Consider the following 25,326-nt stretch of genomic DNA (forward strand, 5'->3'; position numbering starts at 1 on the left):
GGCGCGCAGCGCCGTGCGGCGAAGCCGCATACATCGAGAGGAGGTGCAGCGAAGCAAACCGTAGGCGATGCCCCCGGATGGACACCGTAGCGAGGGAACACTGAGCCTAAGCGAAGTGCCGTACGTCAGGGAGCAGCCCTTTTGGTTACTTTTGGCTGGGCCGGCATTCCGGGCGTTTGCCAAAAGTGACCCGCCGTCAGGGCGGAACCCTAGTCAGCAACACCCGCAGCAACGGATATACACCCAAACCCCAAACCCCAAACCCCAGACAAACAAAAACGGCCGCTATTCACATAGAGGCCGTTCCCGGTACAACTTCAAGACGTTATCGCAAGACAAGTCCTATTTGCGGTCTTCCAGCTTGGTAATGTCACGCGACTCGTAGCCAGTGTACAGCTGGCGCGGGCGGCCAATCTTGTACGGGCTGGAGAGCATTTCTTTCCAGTGCGAAATCCAGCCAACAGTACGTGCCAGCGCAAAAATCACGGTGAACATGCTGGTCGGAATGCCGATCGCCTTGAGGATGATCCCCGAGTAGAAGTCGACGTTCGGGTACAGCGAGCGTTCGATGAAGTACGGGTCGGTCAGGGCGATCTCTTCCAGGCGCATGGCCAGTTCGAGTTGCGGATCGTTGTTGATGCCCAGTTCCTTCAGTACTTCGTCGCAGGTCTGCTTCATTACAGTCGCGCGAGGGTCGCGGTTCTTGTAAACGCGGTGACCGAAGCCCATCAGCTTGAACGGATCGTTCTTGTCCTTGGCCTTGGCGATGAACTTGTCGATGTTGGACACATCGCCGATTTCATCGAGCATGGTCAGAACGGCTTCGTTCGCACCGCCGTGGGCAGGGCCCCACAGTGCGGCGATACCGGCGGCGATACAGGCGAACGGGTTGGCACCCGAAGAACCTGCCAGACGCACGGTGGAAGTCGATGCGTTCTGCTCGTGGTCGGCGTGGAGGATGAAGATCCGGTCCATGGCCTTGGCGAGCACCGGGCTGATCGGTTTGATCTCGCACGGGGTGTTGAACATCATGTGCAGGAAGTTTTCCGCGTACGTCAGGTCGTTGCGCGGGTACATCATGGGTTGGCCCATGGAGTACTTGTAAACCATCGCTGCCAGGGTCGGCATCTTGGCAACCAGGCGGATCGCGGAGATTTCGCGATGCTGCGGGTTATTGATGTCCAGGGAGTCGTGGTAGAAGGCCGAGAGGGCGCCGACTACGCCGCACATGACGGCCATCGGGTGGGCATCGCGACGGAAGCCGTTGAAGAAGGTTTTCAGCTGCTCGTGAACCATGGTGTGGTTCTTGACGGTGCTGACAAACTGGGCTTTCTGTTCTGCTGTCGGCAATTCGCCGTTGAGCAACAGATAGCAGGTTTCCAGGTAGTCCGATTTTTCAGCCAGCTGTTCGATCGGGTAGCCGCGGTGCAACAGAATGCCGTTGTCGCCGTCGATATAGGTAATCTTCGATTCGCACGAAGCGGTCGACATGAAACCCGGGTCGAAAGTGAAGCGGCCCGTGGCCGTCAGGCCCCGAACATCAATTACATCGGGACCAACGGTGCCGGTTAAAATGGGCAGCTCGACGGGGGCTGCGCCCTCGATGATCAACTGCGCTTTTTTGTCAGCCATGTGGCCTCCTATTTATGCTTGAACCATCAGACAGACCCCCCACGCAGGGCCCGCACCACTATAGTGAGATAAATTCGAATGTCAATTTGCCTAAAGTCTTGCTCCAGAAGGCTTTAAGCGCACTTTTTCCTCGAAATTGCCTGCCATTTACGCCTTTTATTCAACTTGTGCAATCAGCTATTGGGGGTAGGTGATTGCGTTGTCATTAGTAGCCTAACTGTCTATACTCGGCCACCGACCGCCAAGGGCTTTTGGGCTTGCTTTCATTGGGGGTCGCATCCCTGGGTGGTGGTTACCTGACCAGTGCACTCCCCAACAACTTTGCCCTGATTGTTAGGGGCTCTTCAGTGTGAAAAAAAAGCCGTGAAAAGCCAACGACCTGTAAACCTAGACCTAAGGACCATCAAACTCCCAGTCACTGCTTACACGTCCATTCTTCACCGTATCTCCGGTGTCATCCTCTTTGTGTGCCTTGCCATCATGCTTTACGCATTGGACAAGTCGCTGAGCTCCGAGGAAGGCTTCGGTCAGGTGAAAGCGTGTCTGACCAGTCCGCTAGCCAAGCTAGTGATTTGGGGCATCCTGTCCGCTCTGCTGTATCACCTGGTAGCCGGTGTGCGCCATTTGATCATGGACATGGGCATCGGTGAGACGCTGGAAGGCGGCAAGCTGGGCTCGAAAATCGTTATCGCCGTTTCCGTGGTGGTAATCGTTCTGGCAGGAGTTTGGATATGGTAACTAACGTCACGAACCTGTCGCGTTCGGGCCTCTATGACTGGATGGCGCAACGTGTGTCTGCGGTCGTTCTCGCGGCTTACTTCATCTTTCTGATCGGATATGTCGTGGCCCACCCAGGCCTCGAGTATGCCCAGTGGCATGAACTGTTCGCCCACAACGGAATGCGTATTTTCAGCCTCTTGGCCCTTGTTGCTCTCGGCGCTCACGCCTGGGTCGGCATGTGGACCATCGCGACTGACTACCTGACGCCAATGGCGTTCGGCAAGTCCGCAACGGCTATACGTTTCCTTTTCCAGGCAGTATGCGGCGTTGCGATGTTCGCTTACTTCGTCTGGGGTGTGCAGATTCTCTGGGGTATCTGAGTCATGGCTAACATTCCAACGATTTCTTTCGACGCCATCATTATTGGTGGTGGCGGTGCCGGCATGCGCGCTGCGCTGCAACTGGCGCAGGGCGGTCACAAGACTGCCGTGATCACCAAGGTTTTCCCGACCCGTTCGCACACTGTATCCGCCCAAGGCGGCATCACTTGCGCAATCGCGTCCGCTGACCCGAACGATGACTGGCGCTGGCACATGTACGATACCGTCAAGGGTTCCGACTACATCGGTGACCAGGACGCTATCGAATACATGTGTCAGGAAGGCCCGGCCGCTGTTTTCGAGCTGGACCACATGGGTCTGCCGTTCTCGCGTACCGAGCAAGGCCGTATCTACCAGCGTCCGTTCGGCGGTCAGTCCAAGGACTATGGCAAGGGCGGTCAGGCTGCACGTACTTGCGCCGCTTCCGACCGTACCGGTCACGCACTGCTGCACACCCTTTATCAGGGCAACCTGAAAGCCGGTACCACGTTCCTGAACGAGTACTACGCTGTCGACCTGGTAAAAAACCAGGAAGGCGAGTTCGTCGGTGTGATCGCGATCTGCATCGAAACTGGCGAAACTTCCTATATCCGCGCGAAAGCCACCGTATTGGCTACCGGCGGTGCAGGCCGTATCTACGCGTCCACCACCAACGCCCTGATCAACACCGGTGACGGCGTCGGCATGGCTCTGCGTGCTGGCGTACCGGTACAAGACATCGAAATGTGGCAGTTCCACCCGACCGGCATCGCCGGCGCCGGTGTACTGGTTACAGAAGGTTGCCGTGGTGAAGGTGGTTACCTGATCAACAAGCACGGCGAGCGTTTCATGGAGCGTTATGCTCCGAACGCCAAAGACCTTGCCGGTCGTGACGTGGTTGCTCGCTCGATGGTTAAGGAAATCATCGCTGGCAATGGTTGCGGTCCGAATGGCGACCACGTAATGCTCAAACTCGACCACTTGGGCGAGGAAGTGCTGCACAGCCGTCTGCCAGGCATCTGCGAACTGTCGAAGACTTTCGCTCACGTTGACCCGGTGGTTGCTCCGGTTCCGGTTGTTCCGACTTGCCACTATATGATGGGCGGCGTTGCCACCAACATTCATGGTCAGGCGATCACCCAGAACGCTGATGGCGTGGATCAGATCATCCCTGGTCTGTTCGCTGTAGGTGAAGTGGCTTGCGTATCGGTTCACGGTGCCAACCGTCTGGGCGGCAACTCGCTGCTTGACCTGGTGGTATTCGGTCGCGCTGCCGGCCTGCACCTGGAAAAGGCACTGACCGACGGCATCGAATACGACGACGCTACCGAAGCCGATATCGAAGCTGCCCTGTCGCGCCTGAACGCGCTGAACAACCGTACCGATGGCGAAGACGTGGCAACCCTGCGTCGCGAGCTGCAAAGCTGCATGCAGAACTACTTCGGTGTGTTCCGTACCGGCGAATACATGCAGAAAGGTATCGCTCAACTGGCCGATCTGCGTCAGCGTATCGCTAACGTGAAGATCAACGATAAGTCGCAGGCGTTCAACACTGCTCGTATCGAAGCGCTGGAACTGCAAAACCTGCTGGAAGTGGCTGAAGCGACTGCCATCGCTGCCGAAGTACGTAAAGAGTCCCGCGGTGCGCACGCCCGTGAAGACTTCGAAGACCGTGACGACGAAAACTGGCTGTGCCACACCCTGTACTTCCCGGGTGACAAGCGCGTCACCAAGCGTGCCGTTAACTTCTCGCCGAAGACTGTTCCGACTTTCGAGCCGAAAGTCCGGACTTATTAAGGGTGACCGCCATGTTGCAAGTCAGTGTTTATCGCTACAACCCTGATCAGGACGCTGCGCCGTTCATGCAGGAATTTTCGGTCGATACCGGTGGTAAAGACCTGATGGTGCTGGACGTGCTGGCCCTGATCAAAGAGCAGGATGAAGGTTTCTCCTATCGTCGCTCTTGCCGTGAAGGCGTCTGCGGCTCCGACGGCATGAACATCAACGGCAAGAACGGCCTGGCCTGCATCACGCCACTGTCCGCCGTTGTAAAAGGTAACAAGTTGATCGTTCGTCCTCTGCCAGGTTTGCCGGTTATCCGTGACCTGGTCGTCGATATGAGCATCTTCTACAAGCAATACGAGAAGGTGAAGCCTTACCTGCAGAACGACACGCCGGCTCCGGCCATCGAGCGTCTGCAGTCGCCAGAAGAGCGTGAAAAGCTCGACGGTCTGTACGAGTGCATCCTGTGCGCTTGCTGCTCGACCTCTTGCCCGTCCTTCTGGTGGAACCCGGACAAGTTCCTGGGTCCAGCCGCTCTGCTGCAAGCCTATCGCTTCCTGGCAGACAGCCGTGACACCAAGACGTCCGAGCGTCTGGCTTCGCTCGATGACCCGTTCAGCGTATTCCGCTGCCGGGGCATCATGAACTGCGTCAACGTATGTCCGAAAGGCCTGAACCCGACTAAGGCCATCGGTCACATCCGTAACATGCTGCTTTCGAGCGGCGTGTGATTCAGCTGCTGTAAACGCTGTACCGTAGAGGCTGTGGCGCGGGCTTCAACCCGCGTCATGGCTATAACCAGAGCAGCAGCCATAAGCTGCGGCTCTTATTTTGAAGAAATGAGACAAGCAGGGGCATCCGGGCTGGTACCCGGACTATCAGTGTGATCCTAAGTGGCTTGTTTTAGTCGCTGCATTCGGACTTCTGCAAGTTTGCTCGGTGTCGACACCGATGGTGTTCCCCTAACCGAGGGTGACCAAGCATGCAAGAAAGCGTGATGCAGCGCATGTGGAACAGCGCCTACCTTTCAGGTGGAAACGCTGCCTATGTGGAAGAGCTTTATGAGCTCTACCTGCACGACCCTAACGCTGTGCCAGAAGAGTGGCGCACCTACTTTCAGAAGTTGCCTGCCGACGGCAACTCTGCCACTGATGTTTCGCACTCGACAATTCGCGATCATTTCGTGCTGCTGGCAAAGAACCAGCGCCGCGCTCAACCGGTTTCCGCCGGGAGCGTGAGCAGTGAGCACGAGAAGAAGCAAGTTGAAGTGCTGCGATTGATCCAGGCCTACCGTATGCGTGGCCACCAGGCAGCCCAGCTTGACCCGCTGGGGCTGTGGCAGCGTCCTGCACCTGCAGACCTGTCGATCAATCATTACGGCTTGACCAATGCCGATCTTGATACGACCTTCCGTGCCGGCGACCTGTTCATCGGCAAAGAGGAAGCGAGCCTACGCGAAATTCACGAAGCGTTGCAGCAGACATATTGCCGCACCATCGGCGCTGAATTTACGCACATCACCGATTCCGAGCAGCGCCAGTGGTTCCAGCAGCGTCTGGAAAGCGTGCGTGGTCGTCCGACGTACTCCGCCGACATCAAGAGCCACCTGCTTGAGCGCGTGACTGCCGGTGAAGGCCTGGAAAAATACCTGGGCACCAAATACCCGGGCACCAAGCGTTTCGGTCTGGAAGGCGGCGAAAGCCTGATTCCGATGCTCGACGAACTGATCCAGCGTTCCGGTTCCTACGGCACCAAGGAAGTCGTCATCGGCATGGCCCACCGTGGCCGTCTGAACGTGCTGGTCAACACCTTCGGCAAGAACCCGCGCGAGCTGTTCGACGAGTTCGAAGGCAAGAAGAAGGTCGAGCTGGGTTCCGGTGACGTTAAATACCACCAGGGCTTCTCGTCCAACGTAATGACCACCGGCGGTGAAGTTCACCTGGCCATGGCATTCAACCCGTCCCACCTGGAAATCGTTTCTCCGGTGGTCGAGGGTTCGGTTCGCGCCCGTCAGGATCGTCGTAACGATCAGACCGGTGAGAAGGTTCTGCCGATCTCCATCCACGGTGACGCGGCATTCGCCGGTCAAGGCGTGGTCATGGAAACCTTCCAGATGTCGCAGACCCGCGGTTTCAAAACCGGCGGTACTGTACACATCGTGATCAACAACCAGGTGGGTTTCACCATCAGCAACCCGCTGGACTCGCGTTCCACCGAGTACGCCACCGACGCTGCGAAGATGATCCAGGCGCCGATCCTCCATGTGAATGGTGATGATCCGGAAGCCGTGTTGTTCGTGACCCAGCTGGCCATCGACTACCGCATGCAGTTCAAGCGTGACGTGGTGATCGATCTGGTCTGCTACCGTCGTCGCGGCCACAACGAGGCCGACGAGCCAAGCGGCACCCAGCCATTGATGTATCAGCAGATCACCAAGCAGCGCACCACCCGTGAGCTGTACGCTGATCGTCTGACTCAGGCAGGGGTTCTGGACGCTGAACGTGTTCAGGCGAAAGTCGACGAGTATCGCAACGCGCTGGACAACGGTCTGCACGTAGTGAAGTCGCTGGTCAAAGAACCGAACAAAGAGCTGTTCGTGGACTGGCGTCCGTATCTGGGCCACGCCTGGACTGCGCGTCACGACACTCGTTTTGATCTGAAGACCCTGCAAGAACTGTCCGCCAAGCTGCTGGAAATTCCGGAAGGCTTCGTGGTTCAGCGTCAGGTCGCGAAGATCTACGAAGACCGTCAGAAGATGCAAGCCGGCGGCCTGCCGATCAACTGGGGTTATGCCGAAACCATGGCGTACGCGACCCTGGCGTTCGAAGGTCACCCGATCCGCATGACCGGTCAGGACATCGGCCGCGGTACGTTCTCGCACCGTCACGCTGTTCTGCACAACCAGAAAGACGCTGGCACTTACATTCCGCTGCAGAACCTGTACGAGGGTCAGCCACGCTTTGACCTGTACGACTCGTTCCTGTCGGAAGAAGCGGTACTGGCTTTCGAATACGGTTACTCGACCACCACGCCAAACGCGCTGGTGATCTGGGAAGCCCAGTTCGGCGACTTCGCCAACGGTGCACAGGTTGTTATCGACCAGTTCATCACCAGCGGCGAGCACAAGTGGGGCCGTCTCTGCGGTCTGACCATGTTGCTGCCACACGGTTACGAAGGTCAGGGCCCTGAGCACAGCTCGGCACGTCTTGAGCGCTATCTGCAGCTGTGCGCCGAGCACAACATTCAGGTGTGCATGCCGACCACGCCGGCTCAGATCTACCACTTGCTGCGCCGTCAGGTGATCCGCCCGCTGCGCAAACCTCTGGTAGTCCTGACTCCCAAGTCGCTGCTGCGCCACAAGCTGGCCATCTCGACCCTGGAAGATCTGGCCGAAGGTTCGTTCCAGACCGTGATCCCGGAAATCGATGCCCTGGACCCGAAAAAGGTCGAGCGCGTTGTTCTGTGCAGCGGCAAGGTCTACTACGACCTGCTGGAAAAACGCCGTGCCGAAGGCCGCGAAGATATTGCCATCGTGCGTATCGAGCAGCTGTACCCATTCCCTGAGGACGACTTGAAAGAAGTCCTGGCTCCGTACACCAACGTCAAGCATGCCGTTTGGTGTCAGGAAGAGCCGATGAACCAGGGCGCCTGGTACTGCAGCCAGCACCACTTGCGTCGCAGCATCAGCAACCTCGACAAGTCTCTCGTACTTGAGTACGCGGGCCGTGAGGCTTCTGCTGCACCTGCATGTGGTTACGCATCGATGCACGCCGAGCAGCAGGAAAAACTGCTGCAAGATGCTTTCACTGTTTAACGCCTTCGCGCTGACTGAAACCGAATTTTAAGGACCCACAGATAATGGCTATCGAAATCAAAGCCCCGTCATTCCCGGAATCGGTTGCCGATGGCACCGTTGCCACCTGGCACAAGAAACCAGGTGAGGCCGTCAAGCGTGACGACCTGATCGTCGACATCGAAACCGACAAAGTCGTGCTCGAAGTATTGGCCGAAGCTGACGGCGTGCTGGGCGCTATCGTTGCCAACGAAGGCGATACCGTTCTTTCCAACCAGGTGCTGGGCTCGATCGAAGAGGGCAGCGCTGCTGCCGCTGCTCCAGCCGCCGCTGCTGCTCCGGCTGCTGCTGCCGCTGCACCTGCTGCTGAAGGCGAAGACGATCCTGTTGCTGCCCCGGCTGCGCGCAAGCTGGCTGAAGAAAACGGCATCAACATCGCTTCCGTTGCCGGCACTGGTAAAGGCGGTCGTGTAACCAAGGAAGACGTCGTGGCTGCTGTTGCTGCCAAGAAAGCCGCTCCGGCTGCCGCGCCTGCCAAGGCTGCTGCTCCTTCGGCTGCCGCTCCTGTGTTCGCCGCTGGCGACCGCATCGAGAAGCGCGTGCCGATGACCCGCGTTCGCGCCACCGTGGCCAAGCGTCTGGTTGAAGCTCAGTCGAACATGGCGATGCTGACCACTTTCAACGAAGTCGACATGACCGAAGTCATGGCCCTGCGTTCGAAGTACAAGGATCTGTTCGAGAAGTCTCACAACGGTGTACGTCTGGGCTTCATGTCGTTCTTCGTGAAAGCGGCCACCGAAGCGCTGAAACGCTTCCCGGCTGTCAACGCGTCGATCGACGGCGGCGACATCGTTTACCACGGCTACGCGGACATCGGCGTTGCCGTTTCCAGCGATCGTGGTCTGGTTGTACCGGTTCTGCGTAACGCCGAGCTGATGAGCCTGGCTGAAATCGAAGGCGGTATCGCAACATTCGGCAAAAAAGCCCGTGACGGCAAACTGTCGATGGACGAGATGACCGGTGGTACCTTCACCATCACCAACGGTGGTACCTTCGGTTCGATGATGTCCACCCCGATCGTCAACCCGCCGCAGGCAGCGATTCTGGGCATGCACAACATCATCCAGCGTCCTATGGCCATCAACGGTCAGGTCGTTATCCGTCCGATGATGTACCTGGCACTGTCCTACGATCACCGTCTGATCGATGGCAAAGAAGCTGTAACCTTCCTGGTGACCATCAAGAACCTGCTGGAAGATCCGGCTCGTCTGTTGCTGGATATCTGATAGAAGCAGTCGCGGGCTTCAAGTTTCAAGCTGCAGCAAAGGGCAGCTTGGCTTGGAGCGCGCGGCTTGAAGCTTTTCGCTAAAGAGGATTTTTTGAATGTCGCAGAAATTTGACGTAGTAGTGATCGGTGCTGGCCCTGGTGGCTACGTGGCTGCCATCAAGGCCGCGCAGCTGGGTCTGACCACTGCCTGCATCGAGAAGTACACCGACGCCGAAGGCAAGCAAGCCCTGGGCGGCACCTGCCTGAACGTCGGCTGCATTCCTTCCAAGGCGCTGCTGGACAGCTCCTGGAAATACAAGGAAGCGAAAGAAAGCTTCAACGTTCACGGTATCTCGACCGGCGAAGTCAAAATGGACGTCGCAGCGATGGTTGGCCGCAAGGCTGGCATCGTCAAGAACCTGACCGGCGGCGTTGCCACTCTGTTCAAGGCTAACGGCGTTACTTCGATCCAGGGCCACGGCAAACTGCTGGCTGGCAAGAAAGTCGAAGTCACCAAGCCAGACGGCTCGGTTGAAGTCATCGAAGCAGAAAACGTCATCCTGGCTCCGGGTTCGCGTCCGATCGACATTCCACCCGCTCCGGTTGATCAGAATGTCATCGTCGATTCGACTGGCGCGCTGGAATTCCAATCCGTACCCAAGCGTCTGGGCGTGATCGGCGCTGGTGTGATCGGTCTGGAACTGGGTTCGGTGTGGTCGCGTCTGGGTGCAGAAGTGACTGTTCTCGAAGCACTGGACACCTTCCTGATGGCAGCGGACACCGCTGTTTCCAAGGAAGCGCTGAAAACCCTGACCAAACAAGGTCTGGACATCAAGCTGGGCGCTCGCGTGACCGGTTCGAAAGTGAACGGCGACGAAGTCGTTGTTAACTACACCGATGCCAACGGCGAACAGACCATCACTTTCGACAAGCTGATCGTAGCCGTTGGTCGCCGTCCGGTGACCACTGATCTGCTGGCAGCCGACAGCGGCGTGACCCTGGACGAGCGCGGTTTCGTGCACGTTGATGATCACTGCGCCACCACCGTACCGGGCGTTTTCGCCATCGGTGACGTGGTTCGCGGCATGATGCTGGCTCACAAGGCTTCGGAAGAAGGCATCATGGTTGTCGAGCGCATCAAGGGCCACAAAGCCCAGATGAACTATGACCTGATCCCTTCGGTTATTTATACTCACCCGGAAATCGCGTGGGTCGGCAAAACCGAGCAGGCCTTGAAAGCTGAAGGCGTTGAAGTTAACGTCGGCACCTTCCCGTTCGCTGCTTCCGGCCGTGCCATGGCTGCCAACGATACCGGTGGTTTCGTCAAGGTCATCGCTGATGCCAAGACTGACCGCGTATTGGGCGTGCACGTGATTGGCCCGAGCGCTGCAGAACTGGTTCAGCAGGGCGCGATCGGTATGGAATTCGGCACCAGCGCTGAAGACCTGGGCATGATGGTTTTCTCCCATCCGACCCTGTCTGAAGCCTTGCACGAAGCTGCTTTGGCTGTGAATGGCGGCGCCATCCACATTGCCAACCGCAAGAAGCGTTAACAGACAATAAGAAACCACGGCGGTAACGGCCCGTCGTGAGCCTTGCGAGCAAGTCTCACCGCGGAATGCCCGCTGGACGCAGTCTTGCGTAGCTTCACCGGATACCCGGAAGGCTACGCAAGCAGCAGTCACAGGTGGCGCGGCACTCATAAAGAGCGCAGCGCCGAATGCGCAGTACCTAACGAAGACGGTAAAAAGCATGAATCTTCACGAGTATCAGGGTAAGCAGCTGTTCGCTGAATACGGCCTGCCAGTTTCCACTGGTTACGCAGTAGACACCCCAGAAGCAGCAGCAGAAGCTTGCGACAAAATCGGCGGCAGCGAGTGGGTTGTCAAAGCCCAGGTCCACGCCGGTGGTCGCGGTAAAGCGGGCGGCGTCAAGCTGGTTCGCAGCAAAGAAGACGCCAAAGCCTTCGCACAGCAGTGGCTGGGCAAGCGTCTGGTGACTTACCAGACTGACGCCAATGGCCAGCCAGTCACCAAGATCCTGGTTGAATCGTGCACTGATATCGCTAAAGAGCTGTACCTGGGCGCTGTCGTTGACCGTTCGAGCCGTCGCATCGTGTTCATGGCTTCCACCGAAGGTGGCGTGGACATCGAGAAAATCGCTCACGACACTCCAGAAAAAATTCTGAAAGCCACTATCGATCCACTGGTTGGCGCTCAGCCATTCCAGGGTCGCGAGCTGGCATTCCAGCTGGGTCTGGAAGGCAAGCAGGTTGCTCAGTTCGCCAAGATCTTCGTCGGTCTGGCCAAGCTGTTCAAGGATCATGACCTGGCTCTGCTGGAAGTGAACCCGCTGGTGATCAAGGCTGATGGCGATCTGCACTGCCTGGACGCCAAGATCAACATCGACGCCAACGCCATGTACCGTCAGCCTAAGCTGAAGACTTTCCACGATCCGTCGCAAGACGATCCGCGCGAAGCGCACGCTGCCAAGTTCGAACTGAACTACGTAGCACTGGAAGGCAACATCGGTTGCATGGTCAACGGTGCTGGCCTGGCCATGGGTACCATGGACATCGTCAACCTGCATGGCGGCAAGCCAGCCAACTTCCTCGACGTAGGCGGTGGTGCAACCAAAGAACGCGTTACCGAAGCGTTCAAGATCATCCTGTCCGACACTAACGTCGCTGCAGTACTGGTCAACATCTTCGGCGGTATCGTTCGCTGCGACATGATTGCCGAAGGCATCATCGGCGCTGTGAAAGAAGTCGGCGTGAAAATCCCGGTTGTTGTTCGCCTTGAAGGCAACAACGCTGAGCTGGGCGCTAAAGTACTGGCAGAAAGCGGTTTGAACATCATCGCTGCTACCAGCCTGACCGACGCTGCTCAACAAGTTGTCAAAGCTGCGGAGGGCAAATAATGAGCGTCCTGATCAATAAAGACACCAAAGTTATCTGCCAGGGTATTACCGGTTCGCAAGGTAGTTTCCACACCCAGCAAGCCATCGAATACGGCACCCAGATGGTTGGCGGCGTAACGCCAGGCAAAGGCGGCACCGAGCACCTGGGTCTGCCAGTGTTCAACACCGTTAAAGACGCAGTAGCTGCCACTGGCGCTACCGCCAGCGTGATCTACGTTCCGGCTCCTTTCTGCAAAGACTCGATCCTGGAAGCGGCTTTCGGCGGCATCAAGCTGATCGTGTGCATCACCGAAGGCATTCCTACCCTGGACATGCTGGACGCCAAAGTTAAGTGCGACGAGCTGGGCGTTGTCCTGATCGGCCCTAACTGCCCAGGCGTGATCACCCCAGGCGAATGCAAGATCGGCATCATGCCAGGTCACATTCACTTGCCAGGCAAAGTCGGTATCGTTTCCCGTTCCGGCACCCTGACCTACGAAGCTGTGAAGCAGACTACTGACGCCGGTTTCGGTCAGTCGACTTGCGTCGGCATCGGTGGTGACCCGATCCCGGGTTCGAACTTCATCGACATCCTGAAGTTGTTCCAGGAAGACCCGAAGACCGAAGCGATCGTAATGATCGGCGAGATCGGCGGTTCGGCTGAAGAAGAAGCGGCTGCCTACATCAAGGCACACGTGACCAAGCCGGTTGTTTCCTACATCGCTGGTGTGACTGCTCCTCCGGGCAAGCGCATGGGCCATGCTGGCGCAATCATCTCTGGCGGCAAAGGCACTGCAGACGAGAAATTCGCTGCTCTGCAAGACGCAGGCGTTAAAACCGTGCGTTCGCTGGCAGACATCGGCAAGGCCCTGGCCGAGCTGACCGGTTGGGCTGTCAAGTAAGCCTCACGCTTAACTGACGCTTCACCAAACAAAGGCCACCTTCGGGTGGCCTTTGTCATTTCCGGGATTTGAGTCGTGCTGGCTATTTATAGGCATCCGCCCAATTACATGCAAAAACGCGACACGGAAACGTCGCGTATCGGATAGTTCGCCCTCTAACAGTGCGTTTGTAAGCCAAATTCGTTAGGCTAGCAGCCATTTTTGCGTCTGCCGCCCACAAGGCATGCAACGCGCTATACGGGTCAGTCCCATACGGATCGACAGCATTTCCCTAATCCCACAGGGCAATCCCCCTCTAAATTCCGATTCAGTAGTGTGGTATTACCTTAATGAAAGTTTTGAAAGGTCAGGACATCCTGGCACTTGGTTTCATGACATTTGCCCTGTTCGTCGGGGCTGGCAACATCATCTTCCCGCCGATCGTTGGTTTGCAGGCTGGCCCTCACGTCTGGATGGCGGCGCTGGGCTTTCTGATCACAGCGGTCGGTTTGCCGGTGATCACCGTTGTTGCACTGGCGAAAGTCGGCGGGGCAATGGATGCACTGAGCAGCCCGATCGGCAAGATCGCTGGCGGCATTCTGGCTGCGGCGTGCTACCTGGCGGTGGGCCCGTTGTTCGCCACCCCGCGTACCGCAACCGTATCGTTCGAAGTCGGTCTGGCGCCGCTGACCGGTGAAAGCCCGCTGGCACTGTTCCTCTATAGCTCGGTGTACTTCCTGCTGGTGTTCTTCATCTCGCTCTATCCGGGCCGTTTGCTGGACACCGTGGGTCGTTTCCTCGCGCCGTTGAAGATCATCGCGCTGGCAGTACTCGGCATCGCCGCATTCGCCTTGCCGGCCGGTGATATCGGTAGCGGTACTCCGGAATACGTGGCCGCGCCGTTCTCTCAAGGTTTCATCAATGGCTATCTGACCATGGATACCCTGGGCGCACTGGTGTTCGGTATCGTCATCGTTAACGCGATCCGCTCCCGTGGCGTCGAGTCACCTGCGCTGATCACCCGATACGCGATCATCGCCGGGCTGATCGCCGGTGTCGGTCTGGCGCTGGTGTATATCAGCCTGTTCCGCCTCGGTTCCGGCAGCCACGAAGTCGCCGTCGGTGCTACCAACGGCGCGGCGGTATTGCACGCTTACGTGCAACACACCTTCGGCTCGCTGGGCAGCGGTTTCCTTGCAGTGCTGATCTCGCTGGCGTGTCTGGTGACGGCGGTCGGTCTGACTTGCGCCTGTGCCGAATACTTCAGCCGAGTGTTGCCACTGTCCTACAAGACTCTGGTGATCATTCTGGCGGCGTTCTCGTTGTTGGTGTCCAATCTGGGGCTGACCAAGCTGATTGCCTTCTCGATCCCGGTGCTTACCGCGATCTACCCGCCGTGCATCGTCCTGGTGGCGCTGAGCTTTTGCAAAGACTTCTGGCATGAACACGGTCGCATCCTCGGCCCGGTGATGCTGGTCTCCTTCCTGTTTGGCACCATCGACGCCCTGAAAGGCGCTGGTCTGGCCGACTGGATGCCGTCGCAGCTGTCCCACCTGCCGCTGAGCGAGCAGGGCCTGGCGTGGCTGGTGCCATGTGTGATGACCCTGGTGGTCGCAGTGGTCTGTGATCGCCTGCTGGGCAAGCGCAGCGAAGCCATTGCCTGAGGTTTCCTGACCCGCCACAAGCGGGTCTTGAGCGCTTGAACAGAAATGCCCCGTATCAATCGATACGGGGCATTTTTTATGCGCGTCAGGCAGTGTCTTTTTCCCTAGGCTAACGTCGAAGGGTTGCCGAAGTCCTAATGTGGGAGCGAGCAGGCTCGCTCCCACAGGTAGCATCCATACTCCACAGGGAACCGCATGTCGTTCATCCAAGCCAACCTGATCCATCTGCTCGCCGCCCTCTGGTTCGTCATCTGCTGGGGCGGTTACACCCGTTACGCCAGTTGGAAGGCTCGCGACACCGCATGCCTGGCCAGTGTGTTGCACCTGTATCGCGAGGACTGGATGCGTCGCATGTTGCTGCGTGACAACCGCATCGCCGACGCCAGTGTGATTGGCAATCTGGAGCGTAATGCCTCGTTCTTCGCCTCCAGCACCCTGATTATTCTCGCCGGTATTCTCACCGTGCTTGGCGCCTCCGAGCGCGCGGTGTCTTTGCTGGCAGACATACCGATGGTGCAGCAGGCCTCGCAAGGCATGTCGGAGATCAAGTTGCTGTGTCTGGCGCTGGTGTTTGTCTATGCGTTCTTCACGTTCAGCTGGTGCATGCGTCAGTATAATTTTGCGGCGATCCTGATCGGCTCGGCGCCCATGATCGGTGAGCGACAAGTCTCGGAGCAGGAGCGCAAGGCCTTTGCTTCGCGGGCGGCGCGGGTGATTTCCATGGCGGCTAACCAGTTCAACTTCGGCCTGCGCTCCTATTATTTCGGCATGAGCATGCTGGCGTGGTTCGTCAGCCCGTGGCTGTTCATGATCATGAGCGCCGGCGTGGTCGTGGTCTTGTACCGCCGCGAATTTCATTCCGACGTTCTCGATGTGATGGTCTATACCCCTACAGAGGCGCCCATCCCCGAGGCGAACAAAGAGGTCGTTTGATGAGTATTCCGTTCTGGTGTGTGTTTATCAGTGCATTGTTGATTTACATTGCGCGTATGCCCGTGGGCAAGGCCATGAAGGAGCAGGGCGGTTACAACAACCACCTGCCACGCCAGCAGCAGGCGCAACTGACCGGGTACGGCGCGAGGGCATTGGCGGCGCATCAGAACAGTATCGAAGCGTTCATTCTGTTCGCGGTGGGCGTGCTGATGGCGCACACCACGCAAACACAAGGCTGGTTGATCGATACATTGGCGATCATTTTTGTGATCGCTCGCATTATCTACTTGTGGTTTTACCTGGCGGATCTGCCGAAGCTGCGCAGTCTGGTATGGCTGGTCGGCTTAGTGTGTTCGTTGTTGCTGATGATTAGTCCGACTTTTAGAACCCTGTTGCTCTAAGTCGGCAGTAGCGATAAATCGCAGGCAAAAGAAAACCCGCACTTGGCGGGTTTTCTTTTTTTACACCGAAAAGCTGATTATTGCTTCTTGGCGGCTTCTTCTTGTGCAGCGGCGTTCGATTCAGCCTGAGCTTTGGCAGCTTCGGCGTTTTCTTTCGCGGCGTCGTTCACTTTATCCTGAGCTTTGTTCATGTCTTGCTGAGCTTGTTCAGCATGTTGGTTGGCATCTTGAGCTTTGTCCTCGGATTTTTTATCGCAGGCAGCGAGACCGAGGGAAGCGGTCAACATCAAGGCAATAGCTAAAGTCTTACGCATGGGGTGTTTCTCCTTATGGAAAATAACTACTGGCCTTAAGGACTCGACGCTGAGGGTTAAGTTCCTCATTTCTTTCAGATATATAAGTTTGTTTTTTAGTGGAACTTTTGCGCTATTTGCTACTACTGGCCAAAGGCTCTAACGAGAGTAATTATCAAATGGCTGAAAACCCCGTTTTTGAGCGCGCGACACGATTTCTTTCGGCATTGCGGCACTGTCAGGTACTCGGTTTGCGAGTGCACAGCGCCTCCAGTGAAGGGCTGACGGTGATCCTGCCGTACAGCGAAAAAATAGTCGGCAATCCGCAGACCGGAGTGATTCACGGCGGGGCGATCACGTCGTTGATGGACACCGCGTGCGGGATGTCGACTCTGTGTGTGTTACCGGAATTCGAAGTCTGCCCGACCCTCGATCTGCGCATCGACTACATGCACGCCGCTGAACCGAACAAAGATGTCTACGGCTTTGCCCAGTGCTACCGGGTAACAATCGATGTGATCTTCGCCCGTGGTTTTGCTTATCAAGACGATCCCGAACAGCCGATCGCCCATGTCGTCGGCACCTTCATGCGCATGGGTAAAAACATCAAAGGCACAAAAGGCTTCGGCGGCGTAATCAAGGGGGAGGGGCAATGAGCGAGGACTTCAAGTACCAGTTGCAACAGGCCCACGCGCAGGGCGATTACGCACCTCTGTTGAAGTTGATCCCGTATGCCGGACTGATTGGCATCGAGTGCTCGCGGGTCGGCGATGAGTTGCTGTTCAAACTCCCGGCGAACAAGGACAACATTGGTAATCCTTTATTGCCGGCGATTCATGGCGGCGTGATCGCCGGGTTCATGGAGCTGGCTGCAGCCCTGCATTTGCTGGTGTTTACCGGCGCACCGGGAGTGCCAAAGATCATCGATTTTTCTCTCGATTACCTGCGCACCGGGCAGTTTCGCGACACTTGGGCCAAGTGTCAGCTCTGCCGTCAGGGCCGGCGGGTGGCGAACGTCGCGGTCACCGCGTGGCAAAGCACTGAAAGCGAGCCGATTGCCACCGCGCGTGCGCACTTCAAAATCGATGAGCCCTTGAAATCCTGAACAGTGCCCCAAACTCAGATAACAACCCGCCGCCGACCATTCGGGTCGCGGCTTATGCCATCTGATTGGAGTTTGATGACCATGAGTGTGGAAACTCAAAAGGAAACCCTGGGCTTCCAGACCGAGGTAAAGCAGCTGCTGCACCTCATGATCCATTCGCTGTATTCCAACAAGGAAATCTTCCTTCGCGAATTGATCTCGAACGCCTCTGACGCTGTCGACAAGCTGCGCTTCGAAGCCCTGGCCAAGCCTGAGTTGCTCGAAGGTGGCGCCGACCTGAAAATCCGCGTGAGCTTCGACAAGGACGCCAAGACCGTCACCCTCGAAGACAACGGTATCGGCATGAACCGTGACGATGTGATCACCCATCTGGGTACCATCGCCAAATCGGGCACTGCCGATTTCATGAAGAATCTCTCGGGCGATCAGAAGAAAGATTCGCACCTGATCGGCCAGTTCGGTGTGGGCTTCTACTCCGCCTTCATCGTCGCTGACCAGGTTGACGTGTACAGCCGTCGTGCCGGTACCCCGGCCAGCGAAGGTGTGCACTGGTCGTCGAAAGGCGAGGGCGAGTTCGAAGTCGCCACCATCGAAAAACCTGAGCGCGGCACTCGCATCGTTCTGCACCTCAAAGCAGCGGAAGACGAGTTCGCTGATGGCTGGCGTCTGCGCAACATCATTAAGAAGTACTCCGACCATATCGCGCTGCCGATCGAGCTGCCGAAAGAAGTCACCGCAGCTGAAGGTGAAGAGCAGCCTGCGCAGGAATGGGAAACCGTCAACCGCGCTAGCGCTCTGTGGACCCGTCCGCGCACTGAAGTGAAGGACGAGGAATACCAGGAGTTCTACAAGCACATCGCTCACGACTTTGAAAATCCGCTGGCCTGGAGCCACAACAAAGTCGAAGGCAAGCTTGAGTACAGCTCGCTGCTGTACGTGCCGGCCCGCGCACCGTTCGACCTGTACCAGCGTGAAGCGCCGAAAGGCCTGAAGCTGTACGTGCAGCGCGTGTTCGTGATGGATCAGGCCGAGTCGTTCCTGCCGCTGTACCTGCGCTTCATCAAAGGCGTGGTCGACTCCAACGACCTGTCGCTGAACGTGTCGCGGGAAATCCTGCAGAAAGACCCGATCATCGACTCGATGAAGTCGGCGCTGACCAAGCGTGTGCTCGACATGCTGGAAAAACTGGCGAAGAACGAGCCTGAGCAATACAAAGGCTTCTGGAAGAACTTCGGTCAGGTCATGAAAGAAGGCCCGGCTGAAGACTTCGCCAACAAAGAGAAAATTGCCGGTCTGCTGCGTTTCGCATCGACCAATGGCGACGACGGCGAGCAGATCGTCGGTCTGGCTGACTACCTGGCGCGTGCCAAGGAAGGTCAGGACAAGATCTACTACCTCACCGGCGAAACCTACGCGCAGGTCAAGAACAGCCCGCACCTGGAAGTCTTCCGCAAGAAAGGCATCGAGGTGCTGCTGCTGACCGACCGCATCGACGAGTGGCTGATGAGCTACCTCAGCGACTTCGACGGTAAGTCCTTCGTTGACGTGGCACGCGGTGACCTCGATCTGGGCAACCTGGACTCGGAAGAGGACAAGAAAGCCGCAGAAGAAGTCGCCAAGTCCAAAGAAGGTCTGGTCGAGCGTCTGAAAACCGCGCTGGGTGATTCCGTGGCTGAAGTCCGCGTCTCTCATCGTCTGACCGATTCGCCGGCCATTCTGGCCATCGGCGAGCAGGATCTGGGTCTGCAAATGCGTCAGATCCTCGAAGCCAGCGGGCAGAAGGTGCCGGATTCGAAGCCTATCTTCGAGTTCAACCCAAGCCACCCGCTGATCGAGAAGCTCGACGGCGAGCAGAGCGAAGAGCGTTTTGGCGACCTGTCGCACATCCTCTTCGATCAGGCAGCGCTGGCGGCTGGCGACAGCTTGAAGGATCCGGCCGCGTACGTGCGTCGACTGAACAAGCTGCTGGTTGAACTGTCGGTTTAACCAAGTCGTCTAAAAACCCGCTTCGGCGGGTTTTTTCATTCTGGTGTTTAACCAATCTGGAGTCAGAAATGAGCCAAGTCACTGTACGTTCCGTGGTCTATCAGATTGACGGCCAGCCTTATGAAGGTCGTCTGGCGTTCGATGCAGAGCATAAGGGCGCGCGTCCGGGTTTGTTGATGGCGCCGAACTGGATGGGTGTCAGCGCCGGTGCCGAAGAGATCGCCAAGTCGGTCGCGGCCAAGGGCTACGTGGTGTTGATTGCGGATGTCTACGGTCAGGCGTTGCGTCCGCAAAACGCTGATCAGGCCGGTGCGGCGATGATGCCGCTCAAGGATGACCGCGCACTATTGCGCAAGCGTATGCAGGCAGCGTTCGAGCAGCTGCAGAAGCAGGGCGAAGCGGCGGTCGATCTCTCGAAGCTGGCAGTGTTCGGTTTCTGCTTCGGCGGTTGCTGTGCGCTGGATCTGGCGCGTACTGGTGCGCAGGTGAAGGCGGCGGTGTCGTTCCACGGCACGCTGGATTCGCCGAACCCGGCGGATGCCAACAACATCAAAGGCTCGGTGCTGGTGCTGCACGGCGCGTCCGACCCGTTGGTGCCGAAGGAGCAACTGCCGGCCTTCGAAGCTGAGATGAACGCGGCGAACGTGGATTGGCAATTGCTCAGCTATGGCGGTGCGGTGCACTCGTTTACCGATCCGCACGCCAATGTGCCGGGCAAAATGATGTACGACGCGAAGACTGCTGCGCGGGCATTCAAGTCGATGCATGACTTGCTGGATGAAGTGTTCAAAGCCTGATTATTCGGCGTCTGCACTGGCCTCTTCGCGAGCAAGCCCGCTCCCACATGAAATTTGTGGTGGATTTAAAAACTCACAAACACCACCGATCCAATGTGGGAGCGGGCTTGCTCGCGAAGGCGGCCCATCAGGCGATACAAATCTCAGGGTAATTCAATCCGCTCAACTTCCCCCGGCACCGTCGGCCAATCCCCGGCCGCCCATTTACGCCGTGCCTCATCAATCGCCGCCGGATCGCTCGCAACAAAATTCCAGTTGATCCGCCGTGGCCCATCCAATGGCGCGCCGCCAAATACCACGGCGTGCACATCGCTTTCGGCAAACAGACTCATCTCTTCCCCGGCAGGCAATACCACCAACGCATGCGGCTCAATCGCCTCGCCATTCAACTGCGCATCCCCACTCAACACATAAACCGCCCGCTCTTCATGTTCGGTCGGAATTAGCAGGGTGGTCGCCGTTTGCATCTTCACTTCGGCGTACAGCGTAGGAGAAAGCACTGGCACCGGCGATTCCAGGCAAAAGCCTGACCCGGCAATCATCCTAATCTGCACACCAAGGTTATCGCTGACCGGCAAGGTTGCTGCCGGGTGATGGCTGTAATGCCCCGGGCCTTGTTCATGATCCTTGGGAGATGCCAGCCAGATCTGCAAACCGTGCATCGTGAAACTCTGATCCCACAGCGGCGCCGGCGTGCGTTCAACGTGAGCAATCGCGCTGCCGGCGGTCATCCAGCTGACATCGCCGGCGCTGACCACCTGATCAGAGCCGAGGCTGTCCTTGTGCTGAATCTGGCCTTCAAACAAATAGGTGAGGGTCGACAGGCCAATGTGCGGATGCTGTCGGATGTTCATGCCTTTGCCCGTCGGATAAACCGTCTCGAGCATGTGATCAAAAAACACGAAAGGCCCGACACTGCGGCATTTGGCTGATGGCAGTGGGCGCAGGATCGGCTGGCCTTCGACGTCTTCGGCGCGCGGGCGGATGATCAGTGGTTGCGTATCCATGGTGCATTCCAGGCTGAGCGGGTGATGCCAGAAGCATAACCCGCCGCTGGCATCAGGATGGTTATTGGCTGTCGAAGCCTTGTGGGGCGTGGGTTTCGATGCTCACTTCGCTGGTGGTCATCAGCTTGTGGATCGGGCAGCGGTCGGCCACTCGCAGCAGTTCTTCGCGCTGGGCGTCGGTGAGCACGCCTTTGAGGGTCAGGGTGACGTGCAGAGCGTATTTGCCTTTTTGCTCCTGGCTGTTGTCGCGCTTGACTTCGACACCCACGCCGGTCAGCGGGATGTCTTTTTTCTTCGCGTACATCTTCAGGGTCAGGGCCTTGCACGCACCGAGCGCCGCGTCGAAGTAATCGTGCGGCTCTGGCGCGGTGCCTTCGCCGCCGGCAGAAGTCGGCACGTCGGCAAACAATTCGTGGTCATCGATTTGTACGGTGTGACGAAAACCTTCAGCGGAGACGGTATTGACGGTAACGGTCATGGGAACCTCACTGGCAGTAGGAAAAGTCGTTCGATCAAAAAAGACCTTGCAGTTATAGAGCATTCCCACCGGCACGCGTTCCACTTTCCTGCGGGATGAACCCTTGTTGTCAGGGCGGGGTCTAGGCTATGCCTACTTGTCGGAGATTACTTGTGTCCCTGTATCGTTTAAGTCTCGCCTGCCTTCTGCTGTGTGCCGGCACCGCCAGTGCCCGCGAATACACCTACAGCGACGCGCACCTGCACTACGTGGATTTTTTCCAGGAAACCGCTGGCATGGCGAAACTGCTGACGGCCATGAAAGACAATGCCATCGAGCACGTGATGATTTCCGGCATTCCCGTGGCAAAGAAGTGGCACGAAGACGAGCCCAAGCGCCCGCGTTATTACGCCGGCGATGACGCTGACGCCTATTGGTACAGCGCCACCGACGTGATCGTCGCCGATGCGGTGCAAAGACTGGCACCCGAGCAGCGGCCGTACTTTCATCCGTTTCTGTCGGGTTTCAATCCCAACGACAAAAACTCTGCCGCACACATTCAACGCATGCTCAATCTGTATCCGGGGCTGTGGCAGGGCATTGGCGAAGTGTTTACCCGACATGATGACTTGACCGCACTGACTTCCGGCGACACGCCGCGCGCCAATAACGAGGCGATGACCAAGATCTATCACTTGGCTGCGGAAAATGATCTGCCGGTGATGCTGCATTCCAACATCACCTCAAAGCGTGAGAAAAATCCGCTGTACCTGAAGGAAATCGAAGAACCGCTGCGTAATCACCCGCACACACGGTTCATCTGGGCTCACGCGGGTACCAGCGCGGAAATCCATCGGCATCAGACGCAGCTGGACTTCCTCCTGCCGACCCTCACGCGGATGCTCGAGGCGTATCCGAATCTGTTTATCGACTTGTCGTGGAGCATGCTCACGCCTTATCTGCTGGACGAACAGGGCCAGCCGCGCCCGCAGTGGCTGGCGCTGGTAGAGAAATACCCGGAGCGCTTCATGATTGGCTCGGACGTCGTCGGGCGATTCAACAAGCTCGGTCAGGAAATGCACAGCTTCAAACCGTTTTTGGACGCTTTGCCGGAAGACGTCGCTCGGAAAGTAGCGAAAGACAACTTCCTGGCGATCTTGCCGCGAACTACGCTCAAGTCCGGCAAAACCACGCTGAATCGTTAATTCCGCGTGTTCGGAGTATTAAGGCCTTTTGATATCACCTTTTGGTCTTACGCAAATTTTCAACGGGCCGATACCTTCTAAAGCAACCAGCTGCAAGGTTGATGCAGTGCTTTTGGAAGGAACCAGAGCAATGAGTATCCGTAGTCTCAATATTGCCCCGCGCGCGGGCCTCGGTTTTGGCCTGTTGGCCCTGATGGTGTTTGCACTGGGGGCGTTCGCCCTGCTGCAAATGTCGAACATGCGTGCCCAGTCCGACGAGGTCGACAATAATTGGCTGCCGAGCGTGATGGCGGTCGGTGAGATGAGTCAGGACATGCTGCGCCTGCGGGCGTTGACCATGCGCCTGTTGCTCAATCGCGATCCGCAGGCGCTGCAACAGAACGTGGCCAAGCTCGACGAGCTGCGCGGGGTGTTGAGCGAAGCGCAGCAGCGCTATGACGTGCTGATCGTCCTGCCTGAGGAGCGCAAGTTATTTGATCGCTTCAAAGTCATCGAGCATCAATATCTGGAGTACCAGGCGCAAGTCATGCAATTGTCTGCTCAGGATCGGGTAGAGGAGGCGGCGACGATTCTCAATGGTCAGATGAGTCCGCTGGCCGATGAAATTGCGGTGATTCTGCGTGATCTGGTCGAGTTGAATAAACACAACGCCAACCTTTCCACCGAGGCGGCGCGGCTGGTGTTCATCAATTCGCGAGTGTGGGTGGGGATCATGATCGGTGTCACTGCGCTGATCACCATTGGCCTGGCGTTGCTGCTGACCCGCAGCATCGTGCTGCCGCTGGCGCAGTCGCTTGGCGTGGCGCAAGTGGTGGCCGGTGGCGATCTGACTGGCGATATAAACATTTCCGGCAAGGACGAACCGGCGCGGCTGCTGCAGGCGCTGAAAAGCATGCAGCACAATCTGCGCGACACGATTCGACAGATCTCCGAGTCTTCCAGCCAATTGGCTTCAGCTTCGGAAGAGCTGAGCTGCGTCACGGAAGACGCCACTCGCGGGCTGCATCAGCAGAGCCTGGAGATCGAGCAGGCGGCGACGGCGGTGAATCAGATGACCGCTGCAGTGGAGGAGGTGGCCAGCAATGCAGTGGCGACCTCCGAAGCCTCGCGCGAATCCGATCGCATCGCCCAGCATGGTCGTCAGCAGGTGCAGCAGACCGTGACGTCAATCGAGTCTCTGGCCGAGGACGTTACGGCCAATGCAGTGCAAGTCGAAGACCTGGCGCAGAAGGTTCACGGCATCAGCAAAGTGTTGGACGTGATTCGCTCGATTGCCGAGCAAACCAATCTTCTTGCGTTGAACGCTGCCATTGAGGCCGCGCGGGCCGGTGATGCCGGGCGCGGGTTTGCCGTCGTGGCTGATGAGGTGCGGGCACTGGCGCATCGTACTCAACAGTCGACTCAGGAAATCGAGCAAATGATCGGCGGCATTCAGCAGGGCACGGATTCGGCGGTCAGTTCGATGCAGCAGAGCAATGTCCGGGCGCGCTCGACACTGGAGTTGGCCAAGGCGGCGGGGACGGCGCTGGAGGAAATCGCCTCGGCGTTCACCTTGATCAACGAGCGCAATCTGGTGATCGCCAGCGCTTCGGAAGAGCAAGCGGCGGTGGCGCGTGAGGTGGATCGAAATTTGATGAACATTCGCGATCTGGCGATGCAGACGTCGGCGGGGGCCAATCAGACCAGTGCGGCGAGCCAGGAGTTGTCGCGGTTGGCGGTGGATTTGAACAGCATGGTGGCCAGGTTCTCGGTCTGAGTTCGCTTTCCGAGCTGTAATTGCTCTTTGTGGGAGCGAGCCTGCTCGCGAAGGCGTCCGTTCGGTTAAATTTTTCAGTGGCTGGCACGCCGCTTTCGCGAGCAGGCTCGCTCCCACAGGGGATTGGTGTCGTTGCAGAAATCGCAGGCAATAAAAAGCCCCGCATCTGCGGTAATGCTGTTCACTTAAGCGGAGCAGCCTTACGGTCCACCGGAAACCGGGTTTTTGAAATCTTCGCCGTCCTTGGCCTCGAAGGCCTTGGGCGGTGATCCAGAAACAGCCCGCCAACGCCTTTTCTAAGTTCCGCCAACCGTCTACCCGTCGCTGAAACAGGATTGGCCGCTGCCATCACGATCAACTGCACGGCGATGTACTGGCAAGCCGGCTTGA

The 25,326-nt window shown here is 57.7% G+C and carries 22 protein-coding genes and 1 pseudogene; 18 read left to right on the forward strand and 5 right to left on the reverse strand.

All coding sequences use genetic code 11. The features are described 5' to 3' along the window. Nucleotides 1-342: 342 nt before the first annotated feature. The gene (gltA, locus tag CKW18_RS27210; RefSeq protein WP_003222994.1) at nt 343-1,632 is read right to left on the reverse strand and encodes a citrate synthase; all 1,290 of its coding nucleotides are present in this window, start codon (nt 1,630-1,632) and stop codon (nt 343-345) included. Between the two features lie 363 nt (nt 1,633-1,995). Between gltA and sdhC the strand changes: the two genes are divergently transcribed. From sdhC to CKW18_RS27270, 12 genes are all read left to right on the forward strand, one after another. Beyond that, nucleotides 1,996-2,370, forward strand: coding sequence for a succinate dehydrogenase, cytochrome b556 subunit (sdhC, locus tag CKW18_RS27215; protein WP_016773673.1), 375 nt, complete (start codon nt 1,996-1,998; stop codon nt 2,368-2,370). After that, a complete protein-coding gene (gene sdhD, locus CKW18_RS27220; protein ID WP_003222999.1) occupies nt 2,364-2,732 on the forward strand; it encodes a succinate dehydrogenase, hydrophobic membrane anchor protein in 369 nt (122 codons plus the stop codon). Before sdhC ends, sdhD begins: the two co-directional genes overlap by 7 nt. A gap of 3 nt (nt 2,733-2,735) precedes the next feature. Beyond that, nucleotides 2,736-4,508, forward strand: coding sequence for a succinate dehydrogenase flavoprotein subunit (sdhA, locus tag CKW18_RS27225; RefSeq protein ID WP_095191612.1), 1,773 nt, complete (start codon nt 2,736-2,738; stop codon nt 4,506-4,508). 11 nt (nt 4,509-4,519) lie between these two features. Then, on the forward strand, nt 4,520-5,224 hold the full coding sequence (locus CKW18_RS27230; protein WP_060541475.1) for a succinate dehydrogenase iron-sulfur subunit: 705 nt from the start codon (nt 4,520-4,522) through the stop codon (nt 5,222-5,224). 251 nt (nt 5,225-5,475) lie between these two features. Continuing rightward, nucleotides 5,476-8,307 carry a 2-oxoglutarate dehydrogenase E1 component gene (locus CKW18_RS27235; RefSeq protein WP_095191613.1) on the forward strand — a complete coding sequence of 944 codons (2,832 nt, stop codon included), beginning with the start codon at nt 5,476-5,478 and terminating at the stop codon, nt 8,305-8,307. 44 nt (nt 8,308-8,351) lie between these two features. Beyond that, nucleotides 8,352-9,572 (forward strand): 2-oxoglutarate dehydrogenase complex dihydrolipoyllysine-residue succinyltransferase, encoded by a 1,221-nt coding sequence (gene odhB / locus CKW18_RS27240; protein ID WP_095191614.1) that lies wholly within the window; start codon nt 8,352-8,354, stop codon nt 9,570-9,572. A 97-nt stretch (nt 9,573-9,669) separates the two neighbouring features. After that, entirely contained in the window at nt 9,670-11,106 is a 1,437-nt protein-coding gene (gene lpdA, locus CKW18_RS27245; RefSeq protein ID WP_095191615.1) for a dihydrolipoyl dehydrogenase, read from the forward strand. A 199-nt stretch (nt 11,107-11,305) separates the two neighbouring features. Next, nucleotides 11,306-12,472: an ADP-forming succinate--CoA ligase subunit beta gene (sucC, locus tag CKW18_RS27250; RefSeq protein ID WP_007919879.1), complete on the forward strand. Its 1,167-nt coding sequence runs from the start codon at nt 11,306-11,308 to the stop codon at nt 12,470-12,472. Next, nucleotides 12,472-13,353: a succinate--CoA ligase subunit alpha gene (gene sucD / locus CKW18_RS27255; RefSeq protein ID WP_095191616.1), complete on the forward strand. Its 882-nt coding sequence runs from the start codon at nt 12,472-12,474 to the stop codon at nt 13,351-13,353. The genes sucC and sucD overlap by 1 nt, the downstream gene beginning before the upstream one ends. A gap of 329 nt (nt 13,354-13,682) precedes the next feature. Beyond that, nucleotides 13,683-14,996, forward strand: a complete 1,314-nt coding sequence (gene brnQ, locus CKW18_RS27260) for a branched-chain amino acid transport system II carrier protein (protein WP_095191617.1) — start codon at nt 13,683-13,685, stop codon at nt 14,994-14,996. 195 nt (nt 14,997-15,191) lie between these two features. Next, nucleotides 15,192-15,929 carry a DUF599 domain-containing protein gene (locus CKW18_RS27265; protein ID WP_095191618.1) on the forward strand — a complete coding sequence of 246 codons (738 nt, stop codon included), beginning with the start codon at nt 15,192-15,194 and terminating at the stop codon, nt 15,927-15,929. Next, a complete protein-coding gene (locus tag CKW18_RS27270; RefSeq protein ID WP_095191619.1) occupies nt 15,929-16,330 on the forward strand; it encodes an MAPEG family protein in 402 nt (133 codons plus the stop codon). The genes CKW18_RS27265 and CKW18_RS27270 overlap by 1 nt, the downstream gene beginning before the upstream one ends. 77 nt (nt 16,331-16,407) lie before the next feature. Here CKW18_RS27270 and CKW18_RS27275 read toward each other — a convergent pair whose 3' ends face one another. Continuing rightward, entirely contained in the window at nt 16,408-16,644 is a 237-nt protein-coding gene (locus CKW18_RS27275; protein ID WP_007959016.1) for a hypothetical protein, read from the reverse strand. A gap of 158 nt (nt 16,645-16,802) precedes the next feature. On the opposite strand from CKW18_RS27275, the gene CKW18_RS27280 reads away from it, so the two are divergent. The 4 genes from CKW18_RS27280 to CKW18_RS27295 all read left to right on the forward strand — a co-directional run bounded on the left by CKW18_RS27280 (nt 16,803) and on the right by CKW18_RS27295 (nt 20,511). Next, nucleotides 16,803-17,279, forward strand: coding sequence for a PaaI family thioesterase (locus CKW18_RS27280; RefSeq protein WP_095191620.1), 477 nt, complete (start codon nt 16,803-16,805; stop codon nt 17,277-17,279). Next, nucleotides 17,276-17,728 (forward strand): PaaI family thioesterase, encoded by a 453-nt coding sequence (locus CKW18_RS27285; RefSeq protein WP_095191621.1) that lies wholly within the window; start codon nt 17,276-17,278, stop codon nt 17,726-17,728. The genes CKW18_RS27280 and CKW18_RS27285 overlap by 4 nt, the downstream gene beginning before the upstream one ends. A gap of 81 nt (nt 17,729-17,809) precedes the next feature. Next, nucleotides 17,810-19,714 carry a molecular chaperone HtpG gene (htpG, locus tag CKW18_RS27290; RefSeq protein WP_095191627.1) on the forward strand — a complete coding sequence of 635 codons (1,905 nt, stop codon included), beginning with the start codon at nt 17,810-17,812 and terminating at the stop codon, nt 19,712-19,714. A 68-nt stretch (nt 19,715-19,782) separates the two neighbouring features. After that, complete coding sequence (locus CKW18_RS27295; protein WP_095191622.1) at nt 19,783-20,511, forward strand: dienelactone hydrolase family protein; 729 nt, start codon at nt 19,783-19,785, stop codon at nt 20,509-20,511. A gap of 143 nt (nt 20,512-20,654) precedes the next feature. On the opposite strand, the gene CKW18_RS27300 is transcribed toward CKW18_RS27295, so the two are convergent. Both CKW18_RS27300 and CKW18_RS27305 read right to left on the reverse strand, forming a co-directional pair. Then, nucleotides 20,655-21,518, reverse strand: a complete 864-nt coding sequence (locus CKW18_RS27300) for a pirin family protein (RefSeq protein ID WP_095191623.1) — start codon at nt 21,516-21,518, stop codon at nt 20,655-20,657. Between the two features lie 61 nt (nt 21,519-21,579). Continuing rightward, nucleotides 21,580-21,996, reverse strand: a complete 417-nt coding sequence (locus CKW18_RS27305; protein ID WP_095191624.1) for an OsmC family protein — start codon at nt 21,994-21,996, stop codon at nt 21,580-21,582. Between the two features lie 128 nt (nt 21,997-22,124). Between CKW18_RS27305 and CKW18_RS27310 the strand changes: the two genes are divergently transcribed. After that, nucleotides 22,125-23,180 (forward strand): amidohydrolase family protein, encoded by a 1,056-nt coding sequence (locus CKW18_RS27310; RefSeq protein ID WP_095191625.1) that lies wholly within the window; start codon nt 22,125-22,127, stop codon nt 23,178-23,180. A 130-nt stretch (nt 23,181-23,310) separates the two neighbouring features. After that, nucleotides 23,311-24,936 carry a methyl-accepting chemotaxis protein gene (locus CKW18_RS27315; protein WP_095191626.1) on the forward strand — a complete coding sequence of 542 codons (1,626 nt, stop codon included), beginning with the start codon at nt 23,311-23,313 and terminating at the stop codon, nt 24,934-24,936. A gap of 181 nt (nt 24,937-25,117) precedes the next feature. On the opposite strand, the pseudogene CKW18_RS27320 reads toward CKW18_RS27315, so the two are convergent. After that, nucleotides 25,118-25,326, reverse strand: a pseudogene (locus CKW18_RS27320) (IS4 family transposase); the annotation flags it as partial.

The sequence above is a fragment of the Pseudomonas sp. Irchel 3E19 genome, assembly GCF_900187585.1.
Lineage (GTDB): Bacteria > Pseudomonadota > Gammaproteobacteria > Pseudomonadales > Pseudomonadaceae > Aquipseudomonas > Aquipseudomonas baetica.